This window comes from Oscillatoria sp. FACHB-1406 (assembly GCF_014698145.1).
GTDB lineage: Bacteria > Cyanobacteriota > Cyanobacteriia > Cyanobacteriales > Spirulinaceae > FACHB-1406.
In genome coordinates this window covers 75,347-98,915 of record NZ_JACJSM010000021.1, presented here as the reverse complement: position 1 = coordinate 98,915, position 23,569 = coordinate 75,347, and the positions used below count along the sequence as shown (strand labels likewise).

The 23,569-nt window shown below is 49.1% G+C and carries 22 protein-coding genes; 7 read left to right on the top strand and 15 right to left on the bottom strand.

Going from position 1 to position 23,569, the window contains the following annotated elements; genetic code table 11:
- The first annotated feature begins 109 nt into the window (after positions 1-109).
- Positions 110-733, top strand: coding sequence for an IS982 family transposase (locus H6G50_RS18425; protein WP_277882706.1), 624 nt, complete (start codon positions 110-112; stop codon positions 731-733).
- Between the two features lie 72 nt (positions 734-805).
- Here the strand turns inward: H6G50_RS18425 and H6G50_RS24255 are convergent, their stop codons facing one another.
- From H6G50_RS24255 to H6G50_RS18415, 3 genes are all read right to left on the bottom strand, one after another.
- Positions 806-1,534, bottom strand: coding sequence for a hypothetical protein (locus H6G50_RS24255; RefSeq protein WP_242032889.1), 729 nt, complete (start codon positions 1,532-1,534; stop codon positions 806-808).
- 154 nt (positions 1,535-1,688) lie between these two features.
- Positions 1,689-2,126: a transposase gene (locus tag H6G50_RS24250; RefSeq protein WP_242032888.1), complete on the bottom strand. Its 438-nt coding sequence runs from the start codon at positions 2,124-2,126 to the stop codon at positions 1,689-1,691.
- Positions 2,127-2,529: 403 nt separating this feature from the next.
- Positions 2,530-2,934: a hypothetical protein gene (locus tag H6G50_RS18415; RefSeq protein ID WP_190719480.1), complete on the bottom strand. Its 405-nt coding sequence runs from the start codon at positions 2,932-2,934 to the stop codon at positions 2,530-2,532.
- A gap of 389 nt (positions 2,935-3,323) precedes the next feature.
- Here H6G50_RS18415 and H6G50_RS18410 point away from each other — a divergent pair, with 389 nt between their 5' ends.
- On the top strand, positions 3,324-4,085 hold the full coding sequence (locus tag H6G50_RS18410) for a hypothetical protein (RefSeq protein ID WP_190719477.1): 762 nt from the start codon (positions 3,324-3,326) through the stop codon (positions 4,083-4,085).
- Between the two features lie 166 nt (positions 4,086-4,251).
- Here H6G50_RS18410 and cysH read toward each other — a convergent pair whose 3' ends face one another.
- From cysH to hpsE, 10 genes are all read right to left on the bottom strand, one after another.
- Positions 4,252-5,010, bottom strand: coding sequence for a phosphoadenosine phosphosulfate reductase (gene cysH / locus H6G50_RS18405; protein ID WP_190719474.1), 759 nt, complete (start codon positions 5,008-5,010; stop codon positions 4,252-4,254).
- A gap of 118 nt (positions 5,011-5,128) precedes the next feature.
- A complete protein-coding gene (trmD, locus tag H6G50_RS18400; RefSeq protein WP_190719472.1) occupies positions 5,129-5,824 on the bottom strand; it encodes a tRNA (guanosine(37)-N1)-methyltransferase TrmD in 696 nt (231 codons plus the stop codon).
- Positions 5,825-5,950: 126 nt separating this feature from the next.
- Entirely contained in the window at positions 5,951-7,066 is a 1,116-nt protein-coding gene (locus H6G50_RS18395; RefSeq protein ID WP_190719469.1) for a Fic family protein, read from the bottom strand.
- 49 nt (positions 7,067-7,115) lie between these two features.
- On the bottom strand, positions 7,116-7,277 hold the full coding sequence (locus tag H6G50_RS18390; protein WP_190719467.1) for a hypothetical protein: 162 nt from the start codon (positions 7,275-7,277) through the stop codon (positions 7,116-7,118).
- 33 nt (positions 7,278-7,310) lie between these two features.
- A complete protein-coding gene (locus H6G50_RS18385) occupies positions 7,311-8,063 on the bottom strand; it encodes a class I SAM-dependent methyltransferase (protein ID WP_190719464.1) in 753 nt (250 codons plus the stop codon).
- A 21-nt stretch (positions 8,064-8,084) separates the two neighbouring features.
- Positions 8,085-8,951, bottom strand: coding sequence for a class I SAM-dependent methyltransferase (locus H6G50_RS18380; protein ID WP_190719462.1), 867 nt, complete (start codon positions 8,949-8,951; stop codon positions 8,085-8,087).
- Between the two features lie 62 nt (positions 8,952-9,013).
- Positions 9,014-10,192, bottom strand: a complete 1,179-nt coding sequence (locus tag H6G50_RS18375; RefSeq protein ID WP_190719459.1) for a hypothetical protein — start codon at positions 10,190-10,192, stop codon at positions 9,014-9,016.
- Complete coding sequence (locus tag H6G50_RS18370; protein WP_190719456.1) at positions 10,189-11,982, bottom strand: asparagine synthase-related protein; 1,794 nt, start codon at positions 11,980-11,982, stop codon at positions 10,189-10,191. Before H6G50_RS18370 ends, H6G50_RS18375 begins: the two co-directional genes overlap by 4 nt.
- A gap of 41 nt (positions 11,983-12,023) precedes the next feature.
- Positions 12,024-13,139: a polysaccharide pyruvyl transferase family protein gene (locus H6G50_RS18365; RefSeq protein WP_190719453.1), complete on the bottom strand. Its 1,116-nt coding sequence runs from the start codon at positions 13,137-13,139 to the stop codon at positions 12,024-12,026.
- A 17-nt stretch (positions 13,140-13,156) separates the two neighbouring features.
- Positions 13,157-14,146 carry a hormogonium polysaccharide biosynthesis glycosyltransferase HpsE gene (gene hpsE, locus H6G50_RS18360; protein ID WP_190719450.1) on the bottom strand — a complete coding sequence of 330 codons (990 nt, stop codon included), beginning with the start codon at positions 14,144-14,146 and terminating at the stop codon, positions 13,157-13,159.
- Positions 14,147-14,204: 58 nt separating this feature from the next.
- On the opposite strand from hpsE, the gene H6G50_RS18355 reads away from it, so the two are divergent.
- The 3 genes from H6G50_RS18355 to blaOXA all read left to right on the top strand — a co-directional run bounded on the left by H6G50_RS18355 (position 14,205) and on the right by blaOXA (position 18,798).
- On the top strand, positions 14,205-15,065 hold the full coding sequence (locus tag H6G50_RS18355; RefSeq protein WP_190719446.1) for a cyanophycinase: 861 nt from the start codon (positions 14,205-14,207) through the stop codon (positions 15,063-15,065).
- Positions 15,066-15,251: 186 nt separating this feature from the next.
- Complete coding sequence (cphA, locus tag H6G50_RS18350; RefSeq protein ID WP_190719443.1) at positions 15,252-17,894, top strand: cyanophycin synthetase; 2,643 nt, start codon at positions 15,252-15,254, stop codon at positions 17,892-17,894.
- 7 nt (positions 17,895-17,901) lie between these two features.
- On the top strand, positions 17,902-18,798 hold the full coding sequence (gene blaOXA, locus H6G50_RS18345) for a class D beta-lactamase (RefSeq protein ID WP_347239962.1): 897 nt from the start codon (positions 17,902-17,904) through the stop codon (positions 18,796-18,798).
- A gap of 149 nt (positions 18,799-18,947) precedes the next feature.
- On the opposite strand, the gene mnmG is transcribed toward blaOXA, so the two are convergent.
- Both mnmG and H6G50_RS18335 read right to left on the bottom strand, forming a co-directional pair.
- Positions 18,948-20,858, bottom strand: a complete 1,911-nt coding sequence (gene mnmG, locus H6G50_RS18340; RefSeq protein ID WP_190719437.1) for a tRNA uridine-5-carboxymethylaminomethyl(34) synthesis enzyme MnmG — start codon at positions 20,856-20,858, stop codon at positions 18,948-18,950.
- Positions 20,859-21,009: 151 nt separating this feature from the next.
- Positions 21,010-21,270 carry a hypothetical protein gene (locus H6G50_RS18335; RefSeq protein WP_190719433.1) on the bottom strand — a complete coding sequence of 87 codons (261 nt, stop codon included), beginning with the start codon at positions 21,268-21,270 and terminating at the stop codon, positions 21,010-21,012.
- A gap of 136 nt (positions 21,271-21,406) precedes the next feature.
- Between H6G50_RS18335 and clpP the strand changes: the two genes are divergently transcribed.
- Together clpP and clpX are read left to right on the top strand one after the other, a co-directional pair.
- Positions 21,407-22,117 carry an ATP-dependent Clp endopeptidase proteolytic subunit ClpP gene (clpP, locus tag H6G50_RS18330; protein WP_190719430.1) on the top strand — a complete coding sequence of 237 codons (711 nt, stop codon included), beginning with the start codon at positions 21,407-21,409 and terminating at the stop codon, positions 22,115-22,117.
- 11 nt (positions 22,118-22,128) lie between these two features.
- Positions 22,129-23,469, top strand: a complete 1,341-nt coding sequence (gene clpX, locus H6G50_RS18325) for an ATP-dependent protease ATP-binding subunit ClpX (RefSeq protein WP_190719427.1) — start codon at positions 22,129-22,131, stop codon at positions 23,467-23,469.
- Positions 23,470-23,569 lie beyond the last annotated feature (100 nt).

Below are 23,569 nucleotides of genomic sequence, written 5' to 3'. Positions count from 1 at the left end.
TGGCGTTGCTCGGGACTCAGTTTAATGCGATACTTAGCGTTGGGGTTGCTCATCGGCGCGATCGATAAACTCTTACCCACGATTTTAAGCTTGTCAATGTAGTACTCTGATGCCTCTGTGCGTTTACCTCAAGCATTGTTTCGGAGACTGTACGGGCATCAGTTTTGTCGATTCAACCTCTCTGAAGGTTTGTCACAATCGGCGCATCAAGTCCCATCGGGTCTTTGACGAGCTAGCAGCAAGAGGTAAAACCTCCGTCGATTGGTTTTTTGGTTTCAAGCTGCATCTGGTCATCAATGAGTTGGGCGAGATACTCAATGTCAAGTTGACACCGGGCAATACCGACGACCGCAAGCCGGTTCCCACTCTGCTTAAAGGCTTATCAGGCAAAGTTTTTGGCGATCCCGCAGGGATCCGCGTGGCGGCGCGCGGGTATGTATCTGGCAAGCTAGCTGAGCAATTACTTGAAGATTACGGCATCCAGTTTTTCGCCAAGCCGAAGCGGAACATGAAGAACAAGTTGATGCGACTTAACGATAAGCTGCTTTCTCGCAAGCGAGCCATCATTGAAACGATTATCGACCAACTCAAGAATATCTCTCAAATCGAGCATTCTCGCCATCGCAGCCCGGTTAATTTTTGCATCAACATTCTCTGTGGGTTAATAGCCTATTGTCATCAGCCCAAAAAGCCTTCTCTCCATTTGGAGTGGGCTTTACCGTCTGCTGCTTAACCCTGGAGTTTAGACTAATGACAAAGTAACCCAACCCGTAGTTGAGTCGAATTCAAGGAGATTTTTCCAGGTTTAAGCTGAACTTCGACGTAATTTTTGACTCGATTGGAACTGTCCTCGACCCTTTTTGACCGTCGGATATCGCTTTCTTGGGGTGCGAGGAGTATCTTTTTTCCAACCGGGCGACTTTCCCCTGAGTTTGGGCGCTGTAGCTGGAGTGCCAATAGAGGCCAAAACTCCCCCGATTGACTGCGCCACTCGTCCCGGCGCGAGTTCTTCAGCACTTAAAGGCTTTTGCCAAGGTAAGGGACGGTCAGCAACGACAGCACGGGCTAACCATAACTGCCAAGTGATGATGGGCATCAAATGACTCCAGTGTTCGCAAGCTTGGGGTGTACCCAGCTTGGGCAAACACCAATGCAATCGAGTCTTGAGAAAACGATACCAATGCTCGATGGCAAAGCGTCGTAGATAGAGATGAAAGAGCTTTTCTAGTGGGGGTAGAGCTTGACCAACCCAACACAACCACATCGGTTTTAAATCTCGGCGGCGGGTCGGTTTTTTTCGCTCCACCCGAATCAGTTCGATTTCTCGTTCAGGGGCTTGGTAAAAATGAAGCTGACTCCAATGAGTGAGAATAACCGTTCCCCAAGTCGGGTCCTCAATTTCGACTTGTTGGTCGGGCTGACCCCAAGTTTGAGCATCGTTGAGTTTCAAACGGCTACCATGTTTTCTAGGACGACCTTGACCGCGATAAACGGGAGTGGCTCTCCATAAACAACGATTGGGACGCAGACGCATTAACAAATCGGCTTCAATCTCTGCGGTTTGTTTAACAAAAGAGGCATTCGCGTATTCACTATCCCAGATGCTCGCCGGACGGCGGGGTAATTGAGAGCAAATTTCTCTGAGTTGCTGTGCGCCTAGACTGAGAGGATTATCGCTACTGGTAATCCTAGCAGTGAGATAAAGGTAATGCCCAGCTTCCTTTCTCTTCAGGTATCCAAGCGAGACTGCTATAGCCTTGGCCGACGGTTATCGGTTTTCCTCCTCCAATTCCGCCTCCGGCGTGTTCGTAAGTTCTTTCTTGTAGCGTCACAGCATCCGGGCGCGACCAACTGGTATGGTCTCCCACTAGCACGATTTGTTGGTTGGATGGAATTTGAGCGATGTAGTGCTTTTGCAGCTTGGAGAAGTCGAGGTTGCTATCTTTGAGGGATTCATAAATGCTACTCCAGCGACGGCGGAATACTGGACACAGCGACAGTTCGGCTATCGATGAGGCCTTCGGAGTCAGCACAAGCGCATCCATCAGTTCAAACAGGGCATCCCTTGCCTTTCCCAAATCTTCGTAGATTTGTTGACGAAATTGCTTGAGTTTTTCGATAATCATTTTACACCGTAGTTGGGTTTTTGCTAAATCTCATCATCTACGGCAACTGCCGCCCGGGTCTACCCCCGGGCGGCTCTTTCTTTCCGATTTAGTCTAAACTCCAGTTAACCCGAACTGACGTTTGGGTAGGGTGGGTTACACGAAATATTTGTAGAGACGTTGTATACAACGTCTCTACAGAGCGGTGTCACGGCAGTAGGGTGTGTTAGGCACGAGCTAAATTTTGGAAAAAGAGACTGATACTAAATCCGGTTGCCACAACCCATTTATCAAAATAGACCAAATCATTCTATTGCAAGAACTATAGCTTCTCGAATAAGTGGGGTATGAGAACCGGATTTGGTATGATATTTTCGACGTGCCGTAACGCACCGTTTTAAGCTACGAAAACTCTTGGGTAGGGTTACCCCACCTCCACAAAAGGCGGCGTTGATTTAACCGCCCATTTCACCTTTGCAGTGGCAGGGGTTCCCGGTTCGTTCAGTTTAGCGAGAATTTGTTCGAGAATTTCCGTTTGGCGCTCTGTGGGGGCGTTGGGTTGCGCCTGCTGAATCTCTTCGACTATTTCCCCAACGACAACTTCGGCTTGCGATTCGGTGAGTTCTTCGATTTCAACAGCTTCAGCAAGGGCAGAGGCGTAGCGCTGTTTCCACTCTTTTAGCTGCGGCTGAATTACTTCATCAATTTGTTGCTGGATTCGCTCTTGTTCCTCAAGAGGTGCGAGAATCTTAGACTTTTCTTTGCCACTCAATTGCTTTTGCAGCATTTGGTACTGCTTTTCTAGCTCCACAAGGCGCTCTCGATTCATCTTTGGCTTTGTTAGGGTGGAAGGAAAACACAGAGGTCTTTTCGAGTATATCCTTGCCAACAAAGACCGTCCAGCGATTCCTAATGCTCCACAGTAGGGTGTGTTAGCGAAGCGTAACGCACCAAAAGAATCAAATTTCCAATTTTTCAACAATCTTAAGAATTAGCCTAACCCGTTTCAACAGGTTTCAGCTATTAGCCAGTCATTAAAATTTCTTGCGACTAAAGTGTTTCACCTCAATCTCAATTCCCAATCGCGATGCAAAAAAAAGAGTTAAGTCGGTGCGTTACGCTTCGCTAACGCACCCTACAAAGTTCAGACCGATCGCGTATAAGATACCGATAGGCGAGCTAGACTGCGATATTCCGGATAATACCCCGATTGAGAAGATGCAAGATTTATCTAAAATTTGGAATTGCCCAGACAATTTGAAGTTTCAATGCCCCCAAAAATGGGAGTCTTTAAGCTCGACTGATGATGAAAATATTCGCTACTGTACAGTTTGCAGTGAGAATGTTTATAACTGCTCGACTCCCAAAGATTTTGTCCAGTATGCCAAAGCTGGAAATTGTGTTGCGCTGCCTAATGAGCTTGCTCGGAGACCCGAAGATCCACACCTATTTTTGGGGAAACTTTCTCAAGAAACTATAGAAGTCATAAAACAACAAAACAAACTTATCTATCGATTTAGAGCTTGGTGGAGAAAAGCTTTAGAGATAGAGCCTTTGCTATTCAATGCTTTCATAAAGAACAGTTTTAACCCTAAATTCTCTAGGATCGTAGAGCGGGGTGAGCCTCCCGAAAAAAAAGCATTGGCTTCTGAACTTTTGGAATTAGGGCAATTTGATAAAGTTGTTGAGATCGCAAGGTCTTGTCCGAGTGAAGGTTTCTTGAAAAGGTTAGTCGAAAATCTAGTAAGGATAGGAGAATTGAATGTGGCTTTGGAGGTGGCTAACCTATTTGAGACTTGCAATTTTAAGGTAATTTCTCTTAATCTTATTGCCTCGGAACTCGCGAAATCTGGGCAGCACGAACAGGCATTGAATACGATTAGGCTGAGTTTACAGACTGCTCGAGACCTGACTTGTGCTAGAGAAAAGTACGAGCAGAAAGTTATTCAACTTGCCACGTCGCTGGGGATTAGCTTGTAGGTGTCGTTGAAGATAGGCGCGCGATCGCATTCTACTAGAAAGCCGGTCAACTACTCGGTCACGGGCAAAATTACGCTGGTGGGCATTGCCAACTTTCTGCATCTTTTTTTAGGTTTAATCCCAGAAAGGGCAATGCCCACCTTACGATAGAGCTTTCCGAACTGCGTTACAAAGAACTAGAATCTAAACTTTTTTCCTCTCCCATTGTTTGGGGTAGGTGCAACCCGCATTCTTGCTTGAGTCCGTGGAAGCGAGTATCGCGTTCGCCATCGTCTTCTAAGGTGAGGGGGCGGCTGGAGTGCCAATCGCCGACGGTCATGTATCCCTGGTCGAAGAGGGGATGATAGGGGAGATCGTGGGCTTGTAAGTAGTCGTAAATGTTCTTAGAATTCCAGTTGAGAATGGGAAGGATTTTGTAGATGTTGGACTGAAGGTTGACAAAATCCATCGTTTTGCGGTTGTCGGTTTGGTCGCGGCGCAATCCCGCTAACCAAGCAGTCGCTCCTAATTCTTTGAGGGCGCGTTGCATGGGTTCGACTTTGCGGATAAAATCGTAGCGATTGAGAGCTTCAACGTTGCGTTCTTCCCAGAGTTTGCCGTGTAGCGCTTCCATGCGGGCGGGGCTGAGGGGAGATTGATAAACTTGGATGTTGAGGTTGAGGCGTTCGATGAGTTCTGCGGCAAAGCGATAAGTTTCTGCCGGTAAGTAGCCTGTATCGACCCAAATGACGGGAATGTCTGGGATGATACGGGAGACAAGGTGAAGCATGACGGCGGATTGAATGCCGAAACTGGTACTTACTACCAATCCTTCGCCAAAAGTATTAGCAGACCACTTGACAATTTCGCTAGCATCTGCATTTGCAAATTGTTGCTGAATGGCTTGCAGGTTTAACTGAGGTTCTTGTAAAGTTACATTGACCATTGACCGCGATATCGCTCCTTATGGTTCTATATGGGTACAAAACACTGCGGTAGTGCGGGTAGAGGCGATCGAGCAGTGTAAACCTTCCCGACACTTCGGTTCTCAGGCCATGATAACGCTACCGAGACTCGTTTTTCCATTTTTCCCAGAGATCGGGGCGGCGCGCCTGGGTGCGATCGCGCTGTTGTTGTTCTCGCCAGGATGCGATCGCGGCGTGATTCCCAGAACGCAACACCTCCGGAACTTCCCAACCGCGAAAGCTAGCGGGGCGCGTATACTGCGGGTAGTCCAGCAATCCCGCCTCAAAGCTTTCGGCTTTGAGGGATTCCTCTTTTCCTACCGTCCCCGGGCGCAGGCGCACGATCCCGTTAATCAACGCTAAAGCGGGAATTTCGCCACAAGTGAGGACAAAATCGCCCAGGGAAATTTCTCGCGTCACCAAATGTTCGCAAACGCGCTCGTCTACCCCTTCGTAATGTCCGCAAAGGATAACAAGTTGATCGTAGTTGGCGGCGAATTCTTGCAGGAGAGATTGAGTGAGGGGTTCGCCTTGGGGGGAGACAAAAATAACTTCGCGTCGGGGAAGAACGGGAAGCGATTCGACGGCTGCAAAAATCGGCTCGGGTTTGAGCAACATTCCCGCACCGCCGCCGTAGGGTTCGTCATCGACGCGATGGTGTTTGTCGGTGGCAAAATCGCGGGGATTGGTTAAATAAACCTCGGCAATTCGGTTATCGAGCGCTTTGCCAAGCAATCCGACAGCGAGGGGAGAGGCAAAAAATTCGGGGAAGAGGGTAATAATATCGAAGCGCACGGACAACGGAAACGAATGACCGCTTGTATTGTACTGCGAGTTGAAGCAACGGTGCGGTACAAATTGAATGGACTTTAGCTCCCAGCCCAGAAATTGAGTTCTTTGCAGACTCTCTGAGAATTGGGATTAAAGGGACTCATAAGGAGTCACGGTATGAGTCTCTGCTGTTAGTAACTTTAAAAATCGAGGATGAATAAATAACTTTTCCTTGCCGACTTTTATTTCTTGCAAAACTTCAAGGTCGCACAGTTCTTTGAGATAATTCGAGGCAGTTTGTCTTTGGGCGATTTCAGCCTCTACAACATTGGCGATCCGACAATAGGGTTGAACAAAAATTAAATCGAGGAGATCGCGGTTGTAAACTTTAGGTCGATTTGTTTTGACATAATCGGTGGTAATTTCCATCAACTGACGAATCGCCTGAATTTTGTGAGTCGTCCATTGTGCGGTTTCAAAAACTGCCTTTAGCATAAACAGAATCCAACTTTGCCAGTCTCCTTCCACCGTCACTCGATGCAAATATTGATAATAATCCTGCTTGTGTTGAATGATGTAGCGACTAAGGTATAACACGGGAATTTCTAGCAACCCCGTATCGACTAAGAACAAAATATTGAGAATGCGCCCCGTTCGCCCATTCCCATCGGTAAACGGATGAATTGCTTCAAACTGATAGTGCATAACAGCAAGACGAACTAACGGATCGAATTCTGTGGCTTTATGGATGAATTTTTCCCAATTGGAAAGTTTTTCTTGTAAAATAACTGCTGTTTCTGGGGGGGTATAAATGACTTTACCGCTGTTAGCTTCAATGAGGGCAGTTCCGGGCGTGCGACGAATTTGCATATCAACACCTTGCACGATCGAGCAAACTTCGATCGCTGTTCGCGTCGTTAGCGATCGCGTTTGAACCGACTGAAAGCCCGAAAATAAGGCTTTACTGTAGCGGAACGCTTCTTTTGTCGCTGCATCCACTGGGGAATCTGGCGCGCTGGCAAACTGGAACAAGCGATCGGCAGTAGTGACGATATTTTCGATCGCGGAACTTGCTTGCGCCTCTAAAACGGGAATCGTATTGATAAGCATTGCTTGGTTCGGAATCAAACTACCGCACTGTTTCAACTCAGCGACAGCCGCACGCGCTTCAATGCAAGCTTTTAGCACTGCCTTCGTCTCGATGTCGCCGGGGGGCGGTAGTAAGGGGAGAGCGTTATAGGGGCGATCGGGTGTGAAAGCGGTCATAATCCTATATGTCGATGCGATCGACATATCGAGAGAACGTGTCGATATTTTAGAGTTTTTTCGACATATGGGGGTCAAACAGATTGAGGTTTTGGATGTCCGCGATCGCAACTAACGCTGTATCGGCGTATTTCCGATTGGCGACGTTCGGTTCCCTCTCGTGCGGGTTACTGACAGAAACGCCGGTAATGGAGCGAATTAGCGATCGCACTTTATAGGGATCGCCCCACCAGATCGCCTTCGTTTATTCCTTCTTGAGCGCTTTAAAAAAGAATAACTCCCAGTTCATGCGGCATTGATTCTCGCTAACTTGATAGCCGAGATACTGTTCGATTGCTTCTATCACTTGCTGTTCTGTCGCGCGATCGATATAAAAAAGACGCTTACAAAAATAAGCCATTTCTTCAACCGAATTAAAATTCCAAGTATAAGGAATCGGGGACGCATACAAAATCTCAAATCCTGCCGCTTCTAATTCAATGGTTGTATTTTGATTTAAAAACTCTCCTTGGTGTCCCATTGAGTTATAGCGGTCAACAAAGACATTTAAAAAACCATCCACTCCCGAACCTTCCCTCACATCTGCCAAACAAAAAAGACCTCCTGGTTTTAATAAACGGTGGACTTCCCGATAAAATGCTGGTTGGCTGGGGAGGTGATGGGAACCGGCTAAACTAATCGCGCGATCTAAGGTTTCACTTAACAGCGGAATCTTGCTTATATCCTCACAAGTAATCGTCAGATTATTTTCACTTTCTTTGGCATTGCGGGCAAATTCAACTGAGGTTTCTACCGAGATGGTTTTGACCTTTTTCTTGACAAAATTATTGAGATAACATCCTCCTGAAGGGAGATCGCCGACAGTTTGATTATCTTCTAAGTCGGATATACTAATAATATTTTTAAATTCCAATTGTCGTGCTAGGGGATATTCCATCATCGCTTGATGGTAATCGATTCCTCGTGCATTAAAGATATCTTTGTAGTCGGGAAACATCTTTATCTAGCCTCCATTAGTTTAACAGCAAGAGTACGAACGACGAACGCAACCAAAAATCGGATAATAGGCGTACCAATCTTTTCCAGACAGGGGAAAACTTTCAAATTCAAATCCAGAATCTGTTAGCAATTCTTCCCAAATTGCTTGAGGGGTTATTAGGTTAATGCCGCCAAAATAGTAGCGTTCAATAGCAGCAATCTCATCATCATTCAGTAAGCCATCGCGATACATTTGTCGGAAAATGCTAAAGGAATAATTGTTATCTAGCAAAAATTTATTTTCGTTAAATGCTGTATCTTTTAATCCCCAAATTCGCATAGCAAATCCAAATTCTGCATCATCCATTTCGCCAGATCGGTGTCTTTTAATCAATTTTTTTACTTCATATTCTTGAACGGAAAAGTTTTCGGGAATTAAAATTTTACGAAATACACAAATGCCGCGATTATTAAGAATTTTTTCTATTTTATTTAGCAAAGTACGATGTCCTTGAAGGGATAGGATGTTACCAAAAACTCCATCGCCTACAACAACATCAATGGGTTCGTCAAGATAATCCTCTAGATTCATCCAATCGCCTTCAACAATGTTTTCATCAACCGTTCTATCGAGCGGGAGCCAATCTCGAAACAGTGCGATCGCGTCTTGATTTTGGTCAATACAAATAACCGACATTCCAAAATCATGAAGCATGGCTCGTAATTCTGGAGTTAAGCCCAAGACTAGGGCTTTTTTTCCTTGTAGGTTTCCACGAAAATGGTTAGAGATATGATAGGAATACGCTTCTATTTCCCGATCGTTAGGGGAACCAGCTTCAAATCGTTTACGGCTGCTGTAATCGGAAATACGGCTTTTAAAAGCATCTGAAGTCCATTGAGAATCCATTGTTACATTGATATTTTTGACTTGAATTTAAGTGAAGATCTTAGCGATCTGCTCGTTGCGATTTACCCTCCTATTTTCTTAATTTGGCGCAAGCGATTTTTCCAAGGTTTGGGAATCCGAGCTTCTAGTGCATTGATGGCTCGATTGCGACGAATTGTTCGTTTTAAGGCTTTAACCCAAGGTTCGGTGGCGCGTTCGGTTGGAATAGCTGCTAATAATCCTTCTAAAGCATCTAAACCACCGCCTCGGACTCTAAGTTTTAAGATTTGGTCGTCGGTGACATCGCGCTCGAAACAGGAGGGCAAACCAGCACCAATGGCGCGAAAATTAAGAATATTCCGAACGCATTTTTCACAGCGCCCGCAGTTGCGATCTTTTTGCTCGCCCTGCCAGCAAACTCGGAGATTTTCGATCGCTTCGGGCCAATTTACCAGGGCTTGAATTTTCTCCAAACGAATAGCGATCGCGCCGTCATGAACGATTTCTAAGCTTCGACTCGAAAGCAAAGGATCGCTGACAGGATTTGAGCCGTAGGGAAAAGAGAGCGCTCGATAGCCATAAGAACTAGGAATTAAGCCCGCTGTGTACTTACGCTGCAAGAGATGGAGACAGGAGGCGATCGCAATCCCAAAAGCATCTTCCCAAGGAATGGCGATCGCTTCTCGAAAATTTGTCGCCATCGGAACTAATTCCATCCCCACGCTGGATAACATGGTTCTAGAGCGTTCTGCGGCGCGTTCAAAGATCTCGTCTCCGTCTTCGAGGGGAATATCAAAGCCGCGTACCATTAAACCCGCTTCGAGGTTGCGCTGCTGTCGCCCGCAGCCTCCGGTGCGATGGCGCAAGGCGGTGAAGCAGCTATCTACGCCGCCGGAAAAGGCCGAAATCGCGCGATTGCCCTCGGAGGCAAGTTCGGCTTCCCGTTCGCTTTCTGCGCTCAGGGGTACGATACGATAAGTATCGGGTCGCCAAGACGACCAAGCGGCTTGAAATTCTTCTAAATTGCTCAATAACGAAGGCGAAACTTCGCCATGTACCACACAATCATCTCCCGATCGCATGACGGTTAAGATTGTAGCGACGACGAAGGGATCGCAAGTGGAAGAGAGGGCGCTTCGATATTCGATGGGAACGCGATACCAAAGTTTTTGGCGATCGCTACTTTCAATCGTCGCGCTAGCGGTAACAAAACCTTCCGCTTCGATAAATTCTTCCGGCCATATATGAGTTTGAGGTTTCATAAATTATTTCTCGACCACAGTAAGAAACCTAAAAGCGTTTGCATTCCCGAACCTTCCGCAATGGCATCAGATTGAAACGGGATGCAAGTATTGGGAGAAGGTAATAACTTGTCAAGCATGGTTCGATCGATCAGATGCGATACTTTGCCTCGATAAGGTTCTGCCTGTCGGCGTACCGCTTGCCATCCAGGATTATTAAGATTCAAAACTCGGTAATAACGGCGGCGTTCGTAGCCGAATTGCTGTTGCAAGCGCCGCCACTTCTGCTGCGCCAGTAATAGCGGTGCGAGTTTCTGTCGCAGCGGACTCGGTTGTAGGGGTTCTGTGTTCCAACCATTACGATCTAACGGCAGTTTGGCTAGTTGAGGAAATCGAGTCCGAACCAGTTCTTTCTGTGCTAATCGTTTCCCCACTGTCGCTTCGGGTAATACTGCGGTTAATTCCAATAATTGGCGATCGAGAACGGGGAGAATTGGCCAAGCGCCAAAGGAAATTCGCCAAGCCGTCAAACCCATCACGAAGCGGTTTGAGTGGTAGAGTTTGAAACACCAAGCTTGCCGTAATGGGAGATCGGAGTAATGGTTATAGGTTTGCTCGAGCCGAACTAAGCTATCGGCAACGAGATTGCCAAAAACATCGCGACAAAGCAGCTTATCGAGGACTGCGGGCGAAAATCCCATCGTATTGGTGCCGCCAAAGGTTTTGGCAAAGGATACAGACGAACTACTCGGACAACTGAGGATAGCATCCAAGGAAAACCCCATTACCATCTCGGGCGGGGTATTTTGGAGGTAGGAACGAGCGCTCCAACCCAGACCCGTCGCACCGCCGAATCCTCCCGCAAGGTGTTCCCAGCGAACGAGTAAATCGGCATAGGTGGGATATTCTACCATCGGGATTTCCGTGACGTGCTGCTCGAATCCGAGGGCGCGAACGACGGGGGTGGCGCATTCCATTTCCAGATCGTTGCGCCGTCCTAGGGTAAAAGCAACGACGCTAGTCCCTTGACGGTGCAAGAATCCAGCTAGCATTCGCGAGTCTAAACCGCCGGAACAGAGGAGACCTTGTTTTTTGCCCGAAGCGGTAGGGCGCGCGATCGCGCGATCGATTGCGTCTTCGAGCAGGTCTAAATGCTGGGAAAACGAAAGATGAGAATAGATGTTATGCTCCTTCGAGCAGGGAATGCGATATTGTTCGATTTCCCGAGCGGGGGTTCCGGGTTGCCAAGCTAAGAGGTTTCCCGCACCCAACCGCAGAACTTCCGACCATAAAGTTTGTCCGTTAACTAATACGCGCAACAGCAACAGTCCGATTAAACCGGCTGGATTAAATTGCGGTTTAAATTGGGGATGGTATTGGAAGAGTTCGGGACTCGAACCTACGAGAATAATGTCGCGAGCGCACCAGTAATAAACGGGAAATAACCCGAGAATATCTGCGCCGACCGTTAGGCCAAAATCGGGTTGATAAGTCACGGCTGCATAAAACCCATCAAAGCCCGGAAAGTTTTTGCGATCGCCGCCGTGCCAGAACTTTCTTAAATGCTTTGCGTCCGTTCTGCGATCGCTATCGGCTGCAATTGCATCTCCCCAAACAACAGCCGCTCCTTGCTCGTCGGCATCCCAGCTAATCGGTGCTGTCGGATTTGCCGCCCAAATCGCACAGAAATCTCCCGAATCGCAGCGGTTTGTTACCAAGCCTTCTAAGGGCGTTAATAGCGGTTCGATAGTTTTCACAAAGCGCGCGCGCCGGTCGCGATCGGGGTCTACAATGACAATAAAATTCGCCATCTTGCTTTCATAACTCCGCTGGCTTTTTGGGGATAACTGTTTTATATCCAAGCTTGTAAGGCTTGAATCGCTGTCTCGATGCACGCGGGTTCTTTAACAAATTTACAAAAGGGAATTCGAGAAGTCCAGCTTTCGTAAAAGGCCTCGTTTTTGTGGTAGCTGTTCGGGAGGAAGATATGAGGGATCTCTAAGATAACGCAGAGAATATGGGCGTGCAAGCGATTGGTTATGACGAAACGATGCTGGCTTAATTGATAAAAGGCGCTGTAGAGAAAGCTCCAAGATTGGCGCTGCATTAATTCTCCATAGGAATGTTTGAATTTTTCGAGTTGGGGATGAAACGAATCCCAATTTTGTCTAGCGAGCCATGCGTCTGGAGTTGCGAGTCCGCGCTGCCATCCTTCTCTGACTAAGGACGCAATTGCTTGGATGAATTGACTTTTTTGCGTACCGAGAAGCCAAGAATAAGAGTGCCAGTCTTCGACTACTAAATTGGGCTGGTTGATGGCACTCGGAGCGAAACGTTTATCGAGTTCGCGATCGTCGCGGCACAGATATAGGGTAGAGGAATGGGCGCGATCTCGTTGCGGCAAACCGGGTAAACCGACCATCTGGAATGCCATGTCGGGAGCGAGGAAAAGGCGACAGTTCGGAAAATTTTCAACGGCTAAATCGTAGCTGATGCGATCGCGCAAAAAAAGCGTTAAGTTGGGGTGCGCGTTGAAGAGGGCTGCTGTTTTTTTTAGGTTCTCGCGATCGACATAATAGATACTTTGAGGTAGAATAATAATGGGGCGATCGCGGTATTGGGAAATAATGCGTTCGCGAAAGGTTTGAATTTTAGGCCAGAGATCGCCAAAGTTTCCGCCCCCGTTGAGAAAAATGGGCAATCGCTCGGCTCGTTCTGCTAAGGCGCGATCGGAGAAATCCCCTTCGCTAGCAATATAGCTAATGTTGAGATTTAGAACTTCAGTTAATGCCAAAAACGCTCCCACCCAGATCGCGCGATCGCCTAAGTTTAAATAGTTGGGATAATCGAGCAACGCACAGGATTTAAACTCAGAAAGATAGTCCAGTTTTTTGAGGGATTCGGACAAAGATCGTTTCAACTCCATCGAGCCGGAATGGAGAGATAGGCTTGTATTAGGGGAAGTCATAGTTTAAAGAATAAAGATTAAGATTGGGACTTTTTGTATTTTGTTGCCCAATAAAAAGGACTGTACAAGCTACTCAACAAAAACTCCATTTCGCAAGCAGAAGCCACATCCGTTTTAATCGCTTTTCTGTTGTTAACAAAAAACAAGATCGCTCGGCGCAGATCGTTGAGAGTATAGACGGGAAATAAGAGAGGCTGGAGCCAAAAATTAGTCCGAATCATGCGAATAGGATGACGAGCCAAACCAATTCCCCGCACCAAAGACAGGAGATAGGCGCGCTCTAAGCGGTGAGGCGGAATTTGATGATCGATGTGCATTTGGGGGTTATACCAAATCTCCCATCCGCCCAGTTGCAAATAAGACAGAAATTCTAAATCTTCACTGGCTAACATAGAAGAGCCAATTCGTCCTTTGAGAAGCGATCGCTCCGGGACGGTTGCGAGCCAAGCTTGTTTGCGAATCACAATCCCCGCAGCAGGAGGGAGGATGCGTTTTTGGGGCTGGTAAATAAAGGCTTGCGAACCGCGCTCGACGATCGCTAAAAAAACGGCAATTTTAGGAAAATAAGCGGGCATCTCGCCCTCGATGGCGGCATGAACCTGTCCGCCAAAGGCTCCAGCGTTGGGGTGCGATCGCGCAAACTCATAAGCTCGAGCTACCCAATCGGGGGCCGGTAAGTTATCGTCATCTAAAAAACCCAGCAGTTCTCCCCGGGCGGCGGACAAGGCTCTCTGTCTGGCATAAGCTAAGCCTTGCTGGGGTTCAAACTGATAGACGAGAGGAAAACGCTCGAGCCAATCGGCTTGATATTCGCGAACGACTTGGGCGGTGCGATCGCTGCTATTATTATCGACAACAATGATTTCCCAGGCAATATTTTCAGTATTGATTTGCCCTTTCAATCGTTCCAAAACCAGCGGTAAGCGCTCCGCTCCGTTATATGTACAAATTGCAATGGTAAAATCGATGGGGTTTTCCGAGGGAATGGCACGAACGGAATCCAACATTCATTTTCAGGATTGAATAGATTCAATTCACTATAACATCGCCCATTTTAGCGATATCATGCTCCAACTCGAATCTCAAACGTCTAAAACTCAGATGCCTCAATCGACCCAAACCGCTATTCTCGTTATCGGCGGGGCCGAAGATAAAATTCACGGCCGCGAAATTCTGCAAACTTTTTTTTATCGCTCTGGTGCAGAAGATGCCGTTTTAGCAATTGTGCCTTCGGCTTCGCGCGAACCGGTATTGATGGGAGAACGCTACCATCGAATTTTCCAAGATATGGGGGCCAAAGAGATCGAGGTTCTGGATATCCGCGATCGCGATCAAGGCTCAGACCCCAACTACCTTAACTTTATCGAGCGCTGTACCGGCGTATTTCTCACCGGCGGAGATCAATTGCGCTTGTGCGGGTTGCTGGCGGAAACACCCGTAATGGAGCGAATTAGCGATCGCGTCCGCGCTAAAGAAATCGCCCTGGCTGGAACCAGTGCGGGAGCAGCCGTAATGGGCTACCACACCATCGGCGGCGGCGGCAGCGGCGAATCGCCCAATCGTTCCCTCGTCGATATGACTTTCGGCTTGGGAATGATTCCCGAAATTGTCGTCGATCAGCACTTCCACAACCGCAATCGCATGGCCCGCCTACTCAGCGCGCTCGCGATGCACCCCGATCTCCTGGGGATCGGCATTGACGAAGATACCTGCGCGATTTTCGAGCAAGATGGTACGATTCAAGTGATGGGCAGCGGTACGGTGAATATCATCGACGCAAGCGAACTCTCCCACACCAATCAGCCCGAAGTTCGCGCTAACGATCCCCTGAGCTTGCACGGTTTGCGCCTGCACGTCCTCTGTCACGGCGATCGCTACCACCTCTACAAACGTCAAGTTCTCGATTCTCTGGCCAGAGAGCCGTAAATGCGAAGGCGCGATCGGCTTCTAATGCCCAATGTTTCAGTAAAAACTGTTCGCAGAGAACAGTTTATAAATCCACAGTTCGCCAAGATTACCAAGTGATAGGGAATGGCTTCGTATAATTGTTCCGGATGCGAATTGGTAAATTTTGCGAAGCAATCTAGGCTTTTGAGTTTTAAGAGACGATAAATGAGAATTCTGAAAACGCTGACTTTACGGGGGCCAAACTACTGGAGCATTCGACGCACCAAACTCATTGTCATGCGTCTCGATCTAGAAGACCTAGCCGAACGTTACACCAATGAAATTCCCGGTTTCTTTGAGGGACTTTCCCGCGTCCTGCCCACCCTGATCGACCATTTTTGCTCGCCCGGTTATCGCGGCGGTTTCTACGAGCGCATCCAGAAAGGAACGCTCATGGGTCATGTTATCGAGCACGTTGCCTTAGAACTGCAAGAACTTGCCGGAATGCCGGTTGGTTTTGGGCGCACCCGCGAAACGGCAGATGCGGGAGTTTATAACGTCGTCTTTGAATATGTTGACGAACAGGCAGGACGCTATGCGGCTCGCGCCGCCGTGCGCCTGTGCCAGAGTCTCGTTGAAACGGGAACTTACCCGCCCCAAGAACTCGCGCAAGATTTGCAAGACTTGCAAGAACTTCATGCGAATGCCGCCCTAGGCCCTTCTACCGAATCGATTATTAAAGAAGCCGAAGCGCGAAAAATTCCCTGGATGCCGCTCAGTGCAAGAGCAATGGTACAGTTGGGATACGGCTGCAACAGCAAGCGGATTCAAGCCACCCTGACCGATCGCTCTAGCATTTTGGGCGTAGAGTTGGCTTGCGATAAGGAAGGGACGAAGACGATTTTGCAAGATGCAGGAATTCCCGTCCCGCGCGGCACGACTATCGGTTATTTCGACGAACTCGACGACGCAATTGCCTCTGTCGGCGGTTTCCCGATCGTGATTAAACCCCTCGACGGCAACCACGGACGCGGCATTACCATTAACATTAACTCTCGCAAGGAAGCCGAAGAAGCCTACGACCTTGCTAGTGCTGCCTCGAAGACTAAGAATGTTATCGTCGAGCGCTACTACGAAGGCAGCGACCATCGCGTTCTCGTCGTCAACGGTAAAGTGATTGCCGTGGCCGAGCGCGTTCCCGCCCACGTCGTCGGCGACGGCACTTCGACGATCGCGGAATTAATCGAAATTACCAACCAAGACCCCCATCGCGGCGACGGTCACGATAACGTCCTCACCAAAATAGTCCTTGACAAAACGGCGACCGATGTGCTTCAGAGGCAGGGCTATACCCTTAAGACGGTTCTGCGTCGGGGCGATCGCGCCTATCTGCGCGCTACCGCCAACCTCAGCACCGGAGGCATCGCGATCGACCGCACCGACGAGATCCACCCCGAAAACGTCTGGCTAGCCGAGCGCGTCGTCAAAATTATCGGCCTCGACATCGCCGGACTCGATATCGTAACCTCCGATATCCGCAAACCCCTGCGCGAAACCAACGGCGTAATTGTCGAAGTTAACGCCGCCCCCGGCTTCCGGATGCACGTTTGCCCCAGCCAAGGCTTGCCACGCAACGTCGGGGCTGCTGTCCTCGATATGCTCTTTCCCCCCGGCACTTCCCCCCGGATTCCGATCGTCGCCATCACCGGCACTAACGGCAAAACCACCACCACCCGCCTGATTGCCCACATCATCCAGCAAACCGGCAAAATCGTCGGTTACACCACGACTGATGGGATTTATTTAAACGAACATCTCGTGGAAAAAGGCGACACCACCGGGCCGCAAAGCGCCCAAGTCATTCTCAAAGATCCCACCGTTGAAGTCGCCGTCCTGGAAACCGCACGCGGCGGCATTTTGCGTTCCGGGATTGCCTTCGATACCTGCGATGTTAGCGTCGTCCTCAACGTCGCCGCCGATCACTTAGGGTTGGGCGATATCAATACGATTGAGGAACTAGCACGGGTGAAAAGCGTGGTGGCGGAAATCGCCAGTTCCGAAGGCTTTGCTGTCCTCAACGCCGACGATCCCCGCGTCGTGGCAATGGCGCAGAAAACCAAAGCGAAAATTGCCTATTTTTCGATGCAGTCCGATAACGATATCGTGCAAAGTCACATTCGCCAAGGCGGTTTAGCGGCAATTTACGATCGCGGTAGCTTAGCGATTATGGAAGGCGATTGGCAATTGCGGATTGAGGAAGCCAAAAATATTCCGGTGACGATGGGCGGTATGGCCCCGTTTATGATTGCTAATGCCCTCGCCGCTTGTTTGGCTGCTTTTGCCAGTGGCGTGGATATCGAAAAAATTCGTCAAGGACTGCGAAGCTTTAAGACTTCTGCCGCTCAAACCCCAGGACGGATGAATTTATTCGATTTGGGGCGCTATCAGGCGCTCATCGACTACGCCCACAACCCCGCCGGTTACGAAGCGCTCTCTGGCTTTGTTTGCAATTGGCAGGGAGAACGCTTGGGAGTCGTTGGCGGGCCGGGAGATCGTCGCGATGAAGATTTAATCTTGTTGGGCGAACTGTCGGCTAAAATGTTCGATCGCATTATTGTTAAAGAAGATCGCGATCGTCGGGGGCGCGAAAGCGGCGAAGTAGCGGCGTTAATCGTTGAAGGGGTTAAGCGCCACAATCCCGACGTTCCCTGCAAGATCGTGTTAGATGAGAGCGAAGCGATTGAGGCGGGTTTGAGCGAAATGAAGGAAGGCGGTTTGATTGTGATTCTACCCGAAAGCGTCAGCAGCGCGATCGCGTTGTTGGAAGAGCGTCAGGCCGAGTCTTTATTAGCGAAAAATGCGAAGTAAAGGAAGCGTGCCTAACAGAAAAGTCAACAAAGTCAACCCGTTCTACAAGGGCGGGTTGAATCGCTCGACTCGATTTGCTCTTGGGATTGCAGCCCTATTTCTATCGATAGGCTTCACCCCCCTACCAACTCCCTTTGCATCGCCCCCCGCGATCGCCCAGAGCGATCGCGAAGATACAATAAACTTCGGGCGACACTTCCAGGAACTCGGCGTAGAAGGTTCCATTATTATTTACGACTCCAATAACAACCGCTTCTACCAACACAACCCCGAACGCAACGCCACCCAATTTTTACCCGCCTCCACCTTCAAAATTCTCAACGCCTTAATCTCCCTGGAAACCGGAGTTATCCCCAACGATCTCGCCGTTTTAACTTGGGATGGGATCGATCGCGATTTTCCCGACTGGAACCGCGATCTTAACTTGCGAGAAGCCTTCAAGCTTTCTGCGGTTTGGTTCTACCAAGTTCTCGCTCGTCGCGTCGGGTACGAGCGAATGCAAGATTGGGTCAAGAAAGTTGGCTACGGCAACCAAAACATCGGCTCGAAAGACGCGATCGATCGCTTTTGGTTGGAAGGAGAATTGCGAATTTCTCCTCGAGAACAAATTGAATTTTTGCGCCGCTTGTATCGAGACGATCTGCCCTTCTCAAAAGCAACAATGGCAACCGTTAAAGATATGATGATTGTCGAGCGCACGCCCGATTATACGATTCGTGCTAAAACGGGTTGGTTGGGTTTTGGGCAAACCGAAAAACCGCAAATTGGTTGGTATGTGGGTTATGTAGAGCGAGATAAAAATGCCTACTTTTTTGCGGTTAATATTGATATTAATACGCCCAATGATGCTAAGGCTCGCAGCGAGTTAATGCGACGGAGTTTGAAAGATTTAGGCGTATTGTAATCATTTAACAAACAGTTAATCAATAGTCTCTAAGGGTCGAGTCTAAGATATGAAGAGCGCTCCTACAGTTAGAGGAGCTTTATTGCCTCCTCCCCCAACGATTAGCAAATTTCACTATTCATTATTCATCATTCATTATTCATTATCTATTACCGCACTGCAACTTGTCGATTTCGCACTTCCAAATACACTAACAACGCATTCATATCCGCCGGATTTACGCCACCGATCCGAGAGGCTTGTCCTATCGTTAACGGACGGACTTTTGTTAATTTCTCCCGCGATTCCATTGACAGCGTTTCGATCGCCATATAATCGATTTGTGCCGGTAACTTGCGGTTGGCGTGGCGTTCGATTTGCTCGATTTGGTTTTGTTGCCGTTGGATGTATCCCGAATACTTAATCTCGATTTCCGCGCCCGCGCGTTCGGCTGCATTTAAGTCGGGATTGCCCAAACCGTAGCGATCGAGATCGGTGTAATGAAAGTTGGGACGGCGCAACAAATCGGCAAGGGTAATCGAACCCTTAATCTTTTGCTGGGTATCGGCAACAATTTGCTCGCCGATAGGGTCGCGTTCCTTAACTCGCGTGCCGTACAGCCGTTCCTTTTCCGCCGTAATGTTGGCATATTTCGAGCTAAAAAGTTGCCAGCGCCGGTCATCAATTAAGCCAATTTCTCTTCCTAACGGCGTTAAACGTTCGTCAGCATTATCCGATCGCAAAATCAACCGATATTCCGATCGCGAGGTTAGCATCCGATACGGTTCGCGCAAATCCTTCGTACACAAATCGTCAACCAACGTACCGATATAACTCTGTTCGCGCGGGAAAATTACCATCTCTTTCCCCTTGACAAATTGCACCGCATTAACCCCAGCCACAAACCCTTGGGCGGCGGCTTCTTCGTAACCCGTCGTGCCGTTAATTTGTCCGGCGGAAAATAAGCCCTCAATCTTTTTGGTCATCAACGTCGGGTAGCATTGCGTTGCGGGCAGATAATCGTATTCCACCGCATAAGCCGGACGCAGCATCGTACAATGTTCCAAACCGGGGAGCGATCGCAACATTTCCAATTGCAGCGTTTCCGGCAGCCCCGTTGAAAACCCTTGAATATACAACTCTGGAATATCCCGCCCTTCCGGTTCGATGAAAATTTGGTGCGATTCCTTATCGGCAAAGCGCACGATTTTATCTTCAATACTCGGGCAATAACGCGGCCCGCGCGCCTCCACCCAACCGCCATAAACGGGCGACAGGTGTAAGTTTTCTCGAATCAGGCGATGGGTTTCCGGAGTCGTGCGGGTTAGGTAGCAGTTCATTTGTTCGCGCTCGACCCAAACTTCCGGGTCGAAACTAAACCAACGTACCTCTTCATCCGGCGGCTGCGGTTCCATCTTGCCGTAATCAACCGATCGCTTATCCACCCGCGCCGGAGTCCCCGTTTTCAGCCGTCCTGTCTCAAATCCCAACTGATTCAAGGTTTCCGTCAGCCCCACCGCCGCAAATTCCCCGGCGCGCCCCGCACTCATCGATTTATCGCCAATCCAAATCGTACCGCCCAGAAACGTCCCAGTCGTCAGGATGACTGCCTTCGCCGCGAAGCAAGTACCGAAATAAGTTTGAATGCCTAAAACCTCGTCATTTTTCCCCAGCACCAAATCCGTCGCCATCCCCTCGCGGATGGTTAAATTCTCCTGATTTTCCACAATTCCCTTCATGACGCTGGCATATTCGCGCTTATCCGTCTGCGCGCGCAATGCCCACACCGCAGGGCCGCGCGACGCATTGAGGACGCGCTTTTGCAGGTAAGTGCGGTCGGCCATTTTCCCGATTTCGCCGCCTAAAGCATCGACTTCGTGGGTGAGTTGGGATTTTGCCGGCCCTCCGACAGCGGGATTGCAAGGCTGCCACGCAATTTTGTCGAGGTTAAGGGTTAACATTAACGTGCGACATCCCAAGCGAGCGGCAGCGAGGGCGGCTTCGCAACCAGAATGTCCGGCACCGATAACAATGATGTCGAATTCGTCTTGGAAGTCTACGGGAGGTCGAAGGGTTAACATAGTTTGTAATTCGTAATTCGTAATTCGTAATTCGTAGTTCGTAGTTCGTAATTATCACTCACTACTCATAATTCGTCCCCCCGTCCCCTCGTCACCCCATCCCCCCTCATAATTCATTACTCACCACTCACCATTCATAATTCATCACTCATCATTCATAATTCACCATTCCCCCGTTCCCCCTGCTCGCAATTTTAAGCTTGCCGAGGTTAGTAATGCTTATTGTAGTGCTTTTGCGCGATGGGAGCGGGCGAGCGCGATCGCTTAACTGAAGGTAGGGCAACAAGGGTTCCAACTCGAGGGAGAAGCGCGCTTTTTGGACGGGCAAATCGGATTTTAATTGAAGTTGGGCGCGATCGCGGTTTTTTTCGGGCAGAGGGCAGATCGGGCGTAAATCTAGTGCGCTCGCCACCCTGAAGCTTAAAACTTAGGGCATAATAATTAATAAGAGCAATGGGGAATGGGCAGAACCCCAAAAATCGACTGAATGCGGTCGCTTTTAAAATTCACCCAAACCCTCTCGATATAACCCTTTGTGCCAGCGCTTTATGATCCAATCTGCGACCGATCGCTCGTTAATCAGTCATTCCCCATACTGTATCGAGAGTGCCTCGGGCCTTCCGATTACCTCCGAGACTCGCGCCATCGTGCCAATGGTCATCGAACAGTCGGGAATGGGCGAGCGAGCGTTTGATATTTATTCTCGGCTGCTGCGCGAGCGGATCGTTTTTTTAGGAAGCGAAGTTAACGATGCCGTTTCCGATTCGATCGTGGCGCAACTGCTATTTCTTGAAGCTGAAGACCCGGAGAAGGATATTCAATTGTATATCAATTCTCCCGGCGGTTCGGTTTATGCGGGGATGGCGATTTACGATACCATGCAGCAAATTCGTCCCGATGTCGTAACCATTTGCTTCGGGCTGGCGGCAAGTATGGGCGCGTTCCTCCTCAGCGGCGGTACGAAAGGCAAGCGCATGGCACTCCCCAGCGCGCGAATCATGATCCACCAACCGCTTGGAGGCGCGCAAGGTCAAGCCGCTGATATTGAGATTCAAGCTAAAGAAATTCTCTATATCAAGCAGCAACTCAACGAACTTTTGGCAGCCCATACCGGACAACCTTTCGATAAAATTGCTGCTGATACCGAACGCGACTTCTTTATGTCCGCTCGAGAATCAGCCGAATACGGCTTGATCGATCGCGTTATCGAAAGAACGTCCAAGCCCTTAACTCAAGTCGGCACTCCTTCAGCGAACTAAGAGGTCAACCTATGCCAAAATACGACTCCCATCTGAAATGCTCTTTCTGCGGTAAATCTCAAGAGCAAGTCCGCAAATTAATCGCCGGTCCCGGCGTTTATATCTGCGATGAATGCGTCGAGTTATGCAACGAGATCTTAGATGAGGAGTTGATCGATTCCTCGAGTCCGGTGCCTCAACCTGTAGCGCGTTCCGAGGAACGACCGCCCAAACGTCGCGCTCAGCCAGAACGCTTGACCTTTAACCAGATTCCCAAACCGACGGAAATCAAGCAATATCTCGATGAATATGCGATCGGGCAGGACGAAGCGAAGAAAGTGCTGTCGGTGGCGGTATACAACCATTACAAGCGGCTTAGCTACTTGCAGAGCAAGCAAAATGGTAAGGTGAATGGCGAGGACGCGATCGAACTGCAAAAGTCAAATATTTTGCTGATCGGGCCGACGGGTTCGGGTAAAACGCTTCTCGCGCAAACCTTGGCGAAGATTCTCGATGTGCCGTTTGCCGTAGCCGATGCAACGACGCTGACGGAAGCGGGTTACGTGGGCGAAGATGTTGAGAATATTTTATTGCGCCTGTTGCAAGTGGCGGACTTGGATGTTGAGGAGGCGCAGCGGGGCATTATTTATATCGACGAAATCGATAAAATTGCCCGCAAGAGCGAGAATCCTTCGATTACCCGCGATGTCTCCGGCGAAGGCGTACAGCAAGCGCTGTTGAAGATGTTGGAAGGAACGATCGCGAATGTACCACCCCAAGGCGGGCGCAAGCATCCCTACCAAGATTGCATTCAGATCGATACCAGCAATATTCTGTTTATTTGCGGCGGTGCGTTTGTCGGATTGGATAAGATTGTCGATCGCCGCGTCGGTCAAAAGTCGATGGGTTTCGTGCGTCCGGGTGAAGTCCAATCGCGCGAACAGCGTGCGGTGAATGCCCTCTCGCAACTGGAACCGGACGATTTGGTTAAGTTTGGCGTGATTCCGGAGTTTATCGGACGGATGCCAATGGTGGCGATTCTCGAGCCGCTGGATGAAGATGCGCTAGTGGAAATTTTGACAAAACCGCGCAATGCACTGGTGAAGCAGTATCAGAAGTTGTTGAAGATGGACAACGTACAACTGGAGTTTCGCCCGGATGCAGTACGCGCGATCGCTCGGGAAGCTTATCGGCGCAAAACCGGAGCGCGGGCGTTACGCAGTATCGTTGAAGAGTTGATGCTCGATGTGATGTACGAGTTGCCCTCGCGCAAGGACGTGCGCCGCTGTTCGATTACCCCGGAAATGGTCGAGAAGCGATCGACGGCAGAGTTATTGCTACATCCATCTTCGATGCGTCCGGAATCTGCGTAATTGAGTGAATTGAGAACCGCATGATAGAGACGTTGCCAGTCAACGTCTCTACCTCTATTAAAAATAAATTTATCGAGTGTCGATTAACGGTTTTATTCTT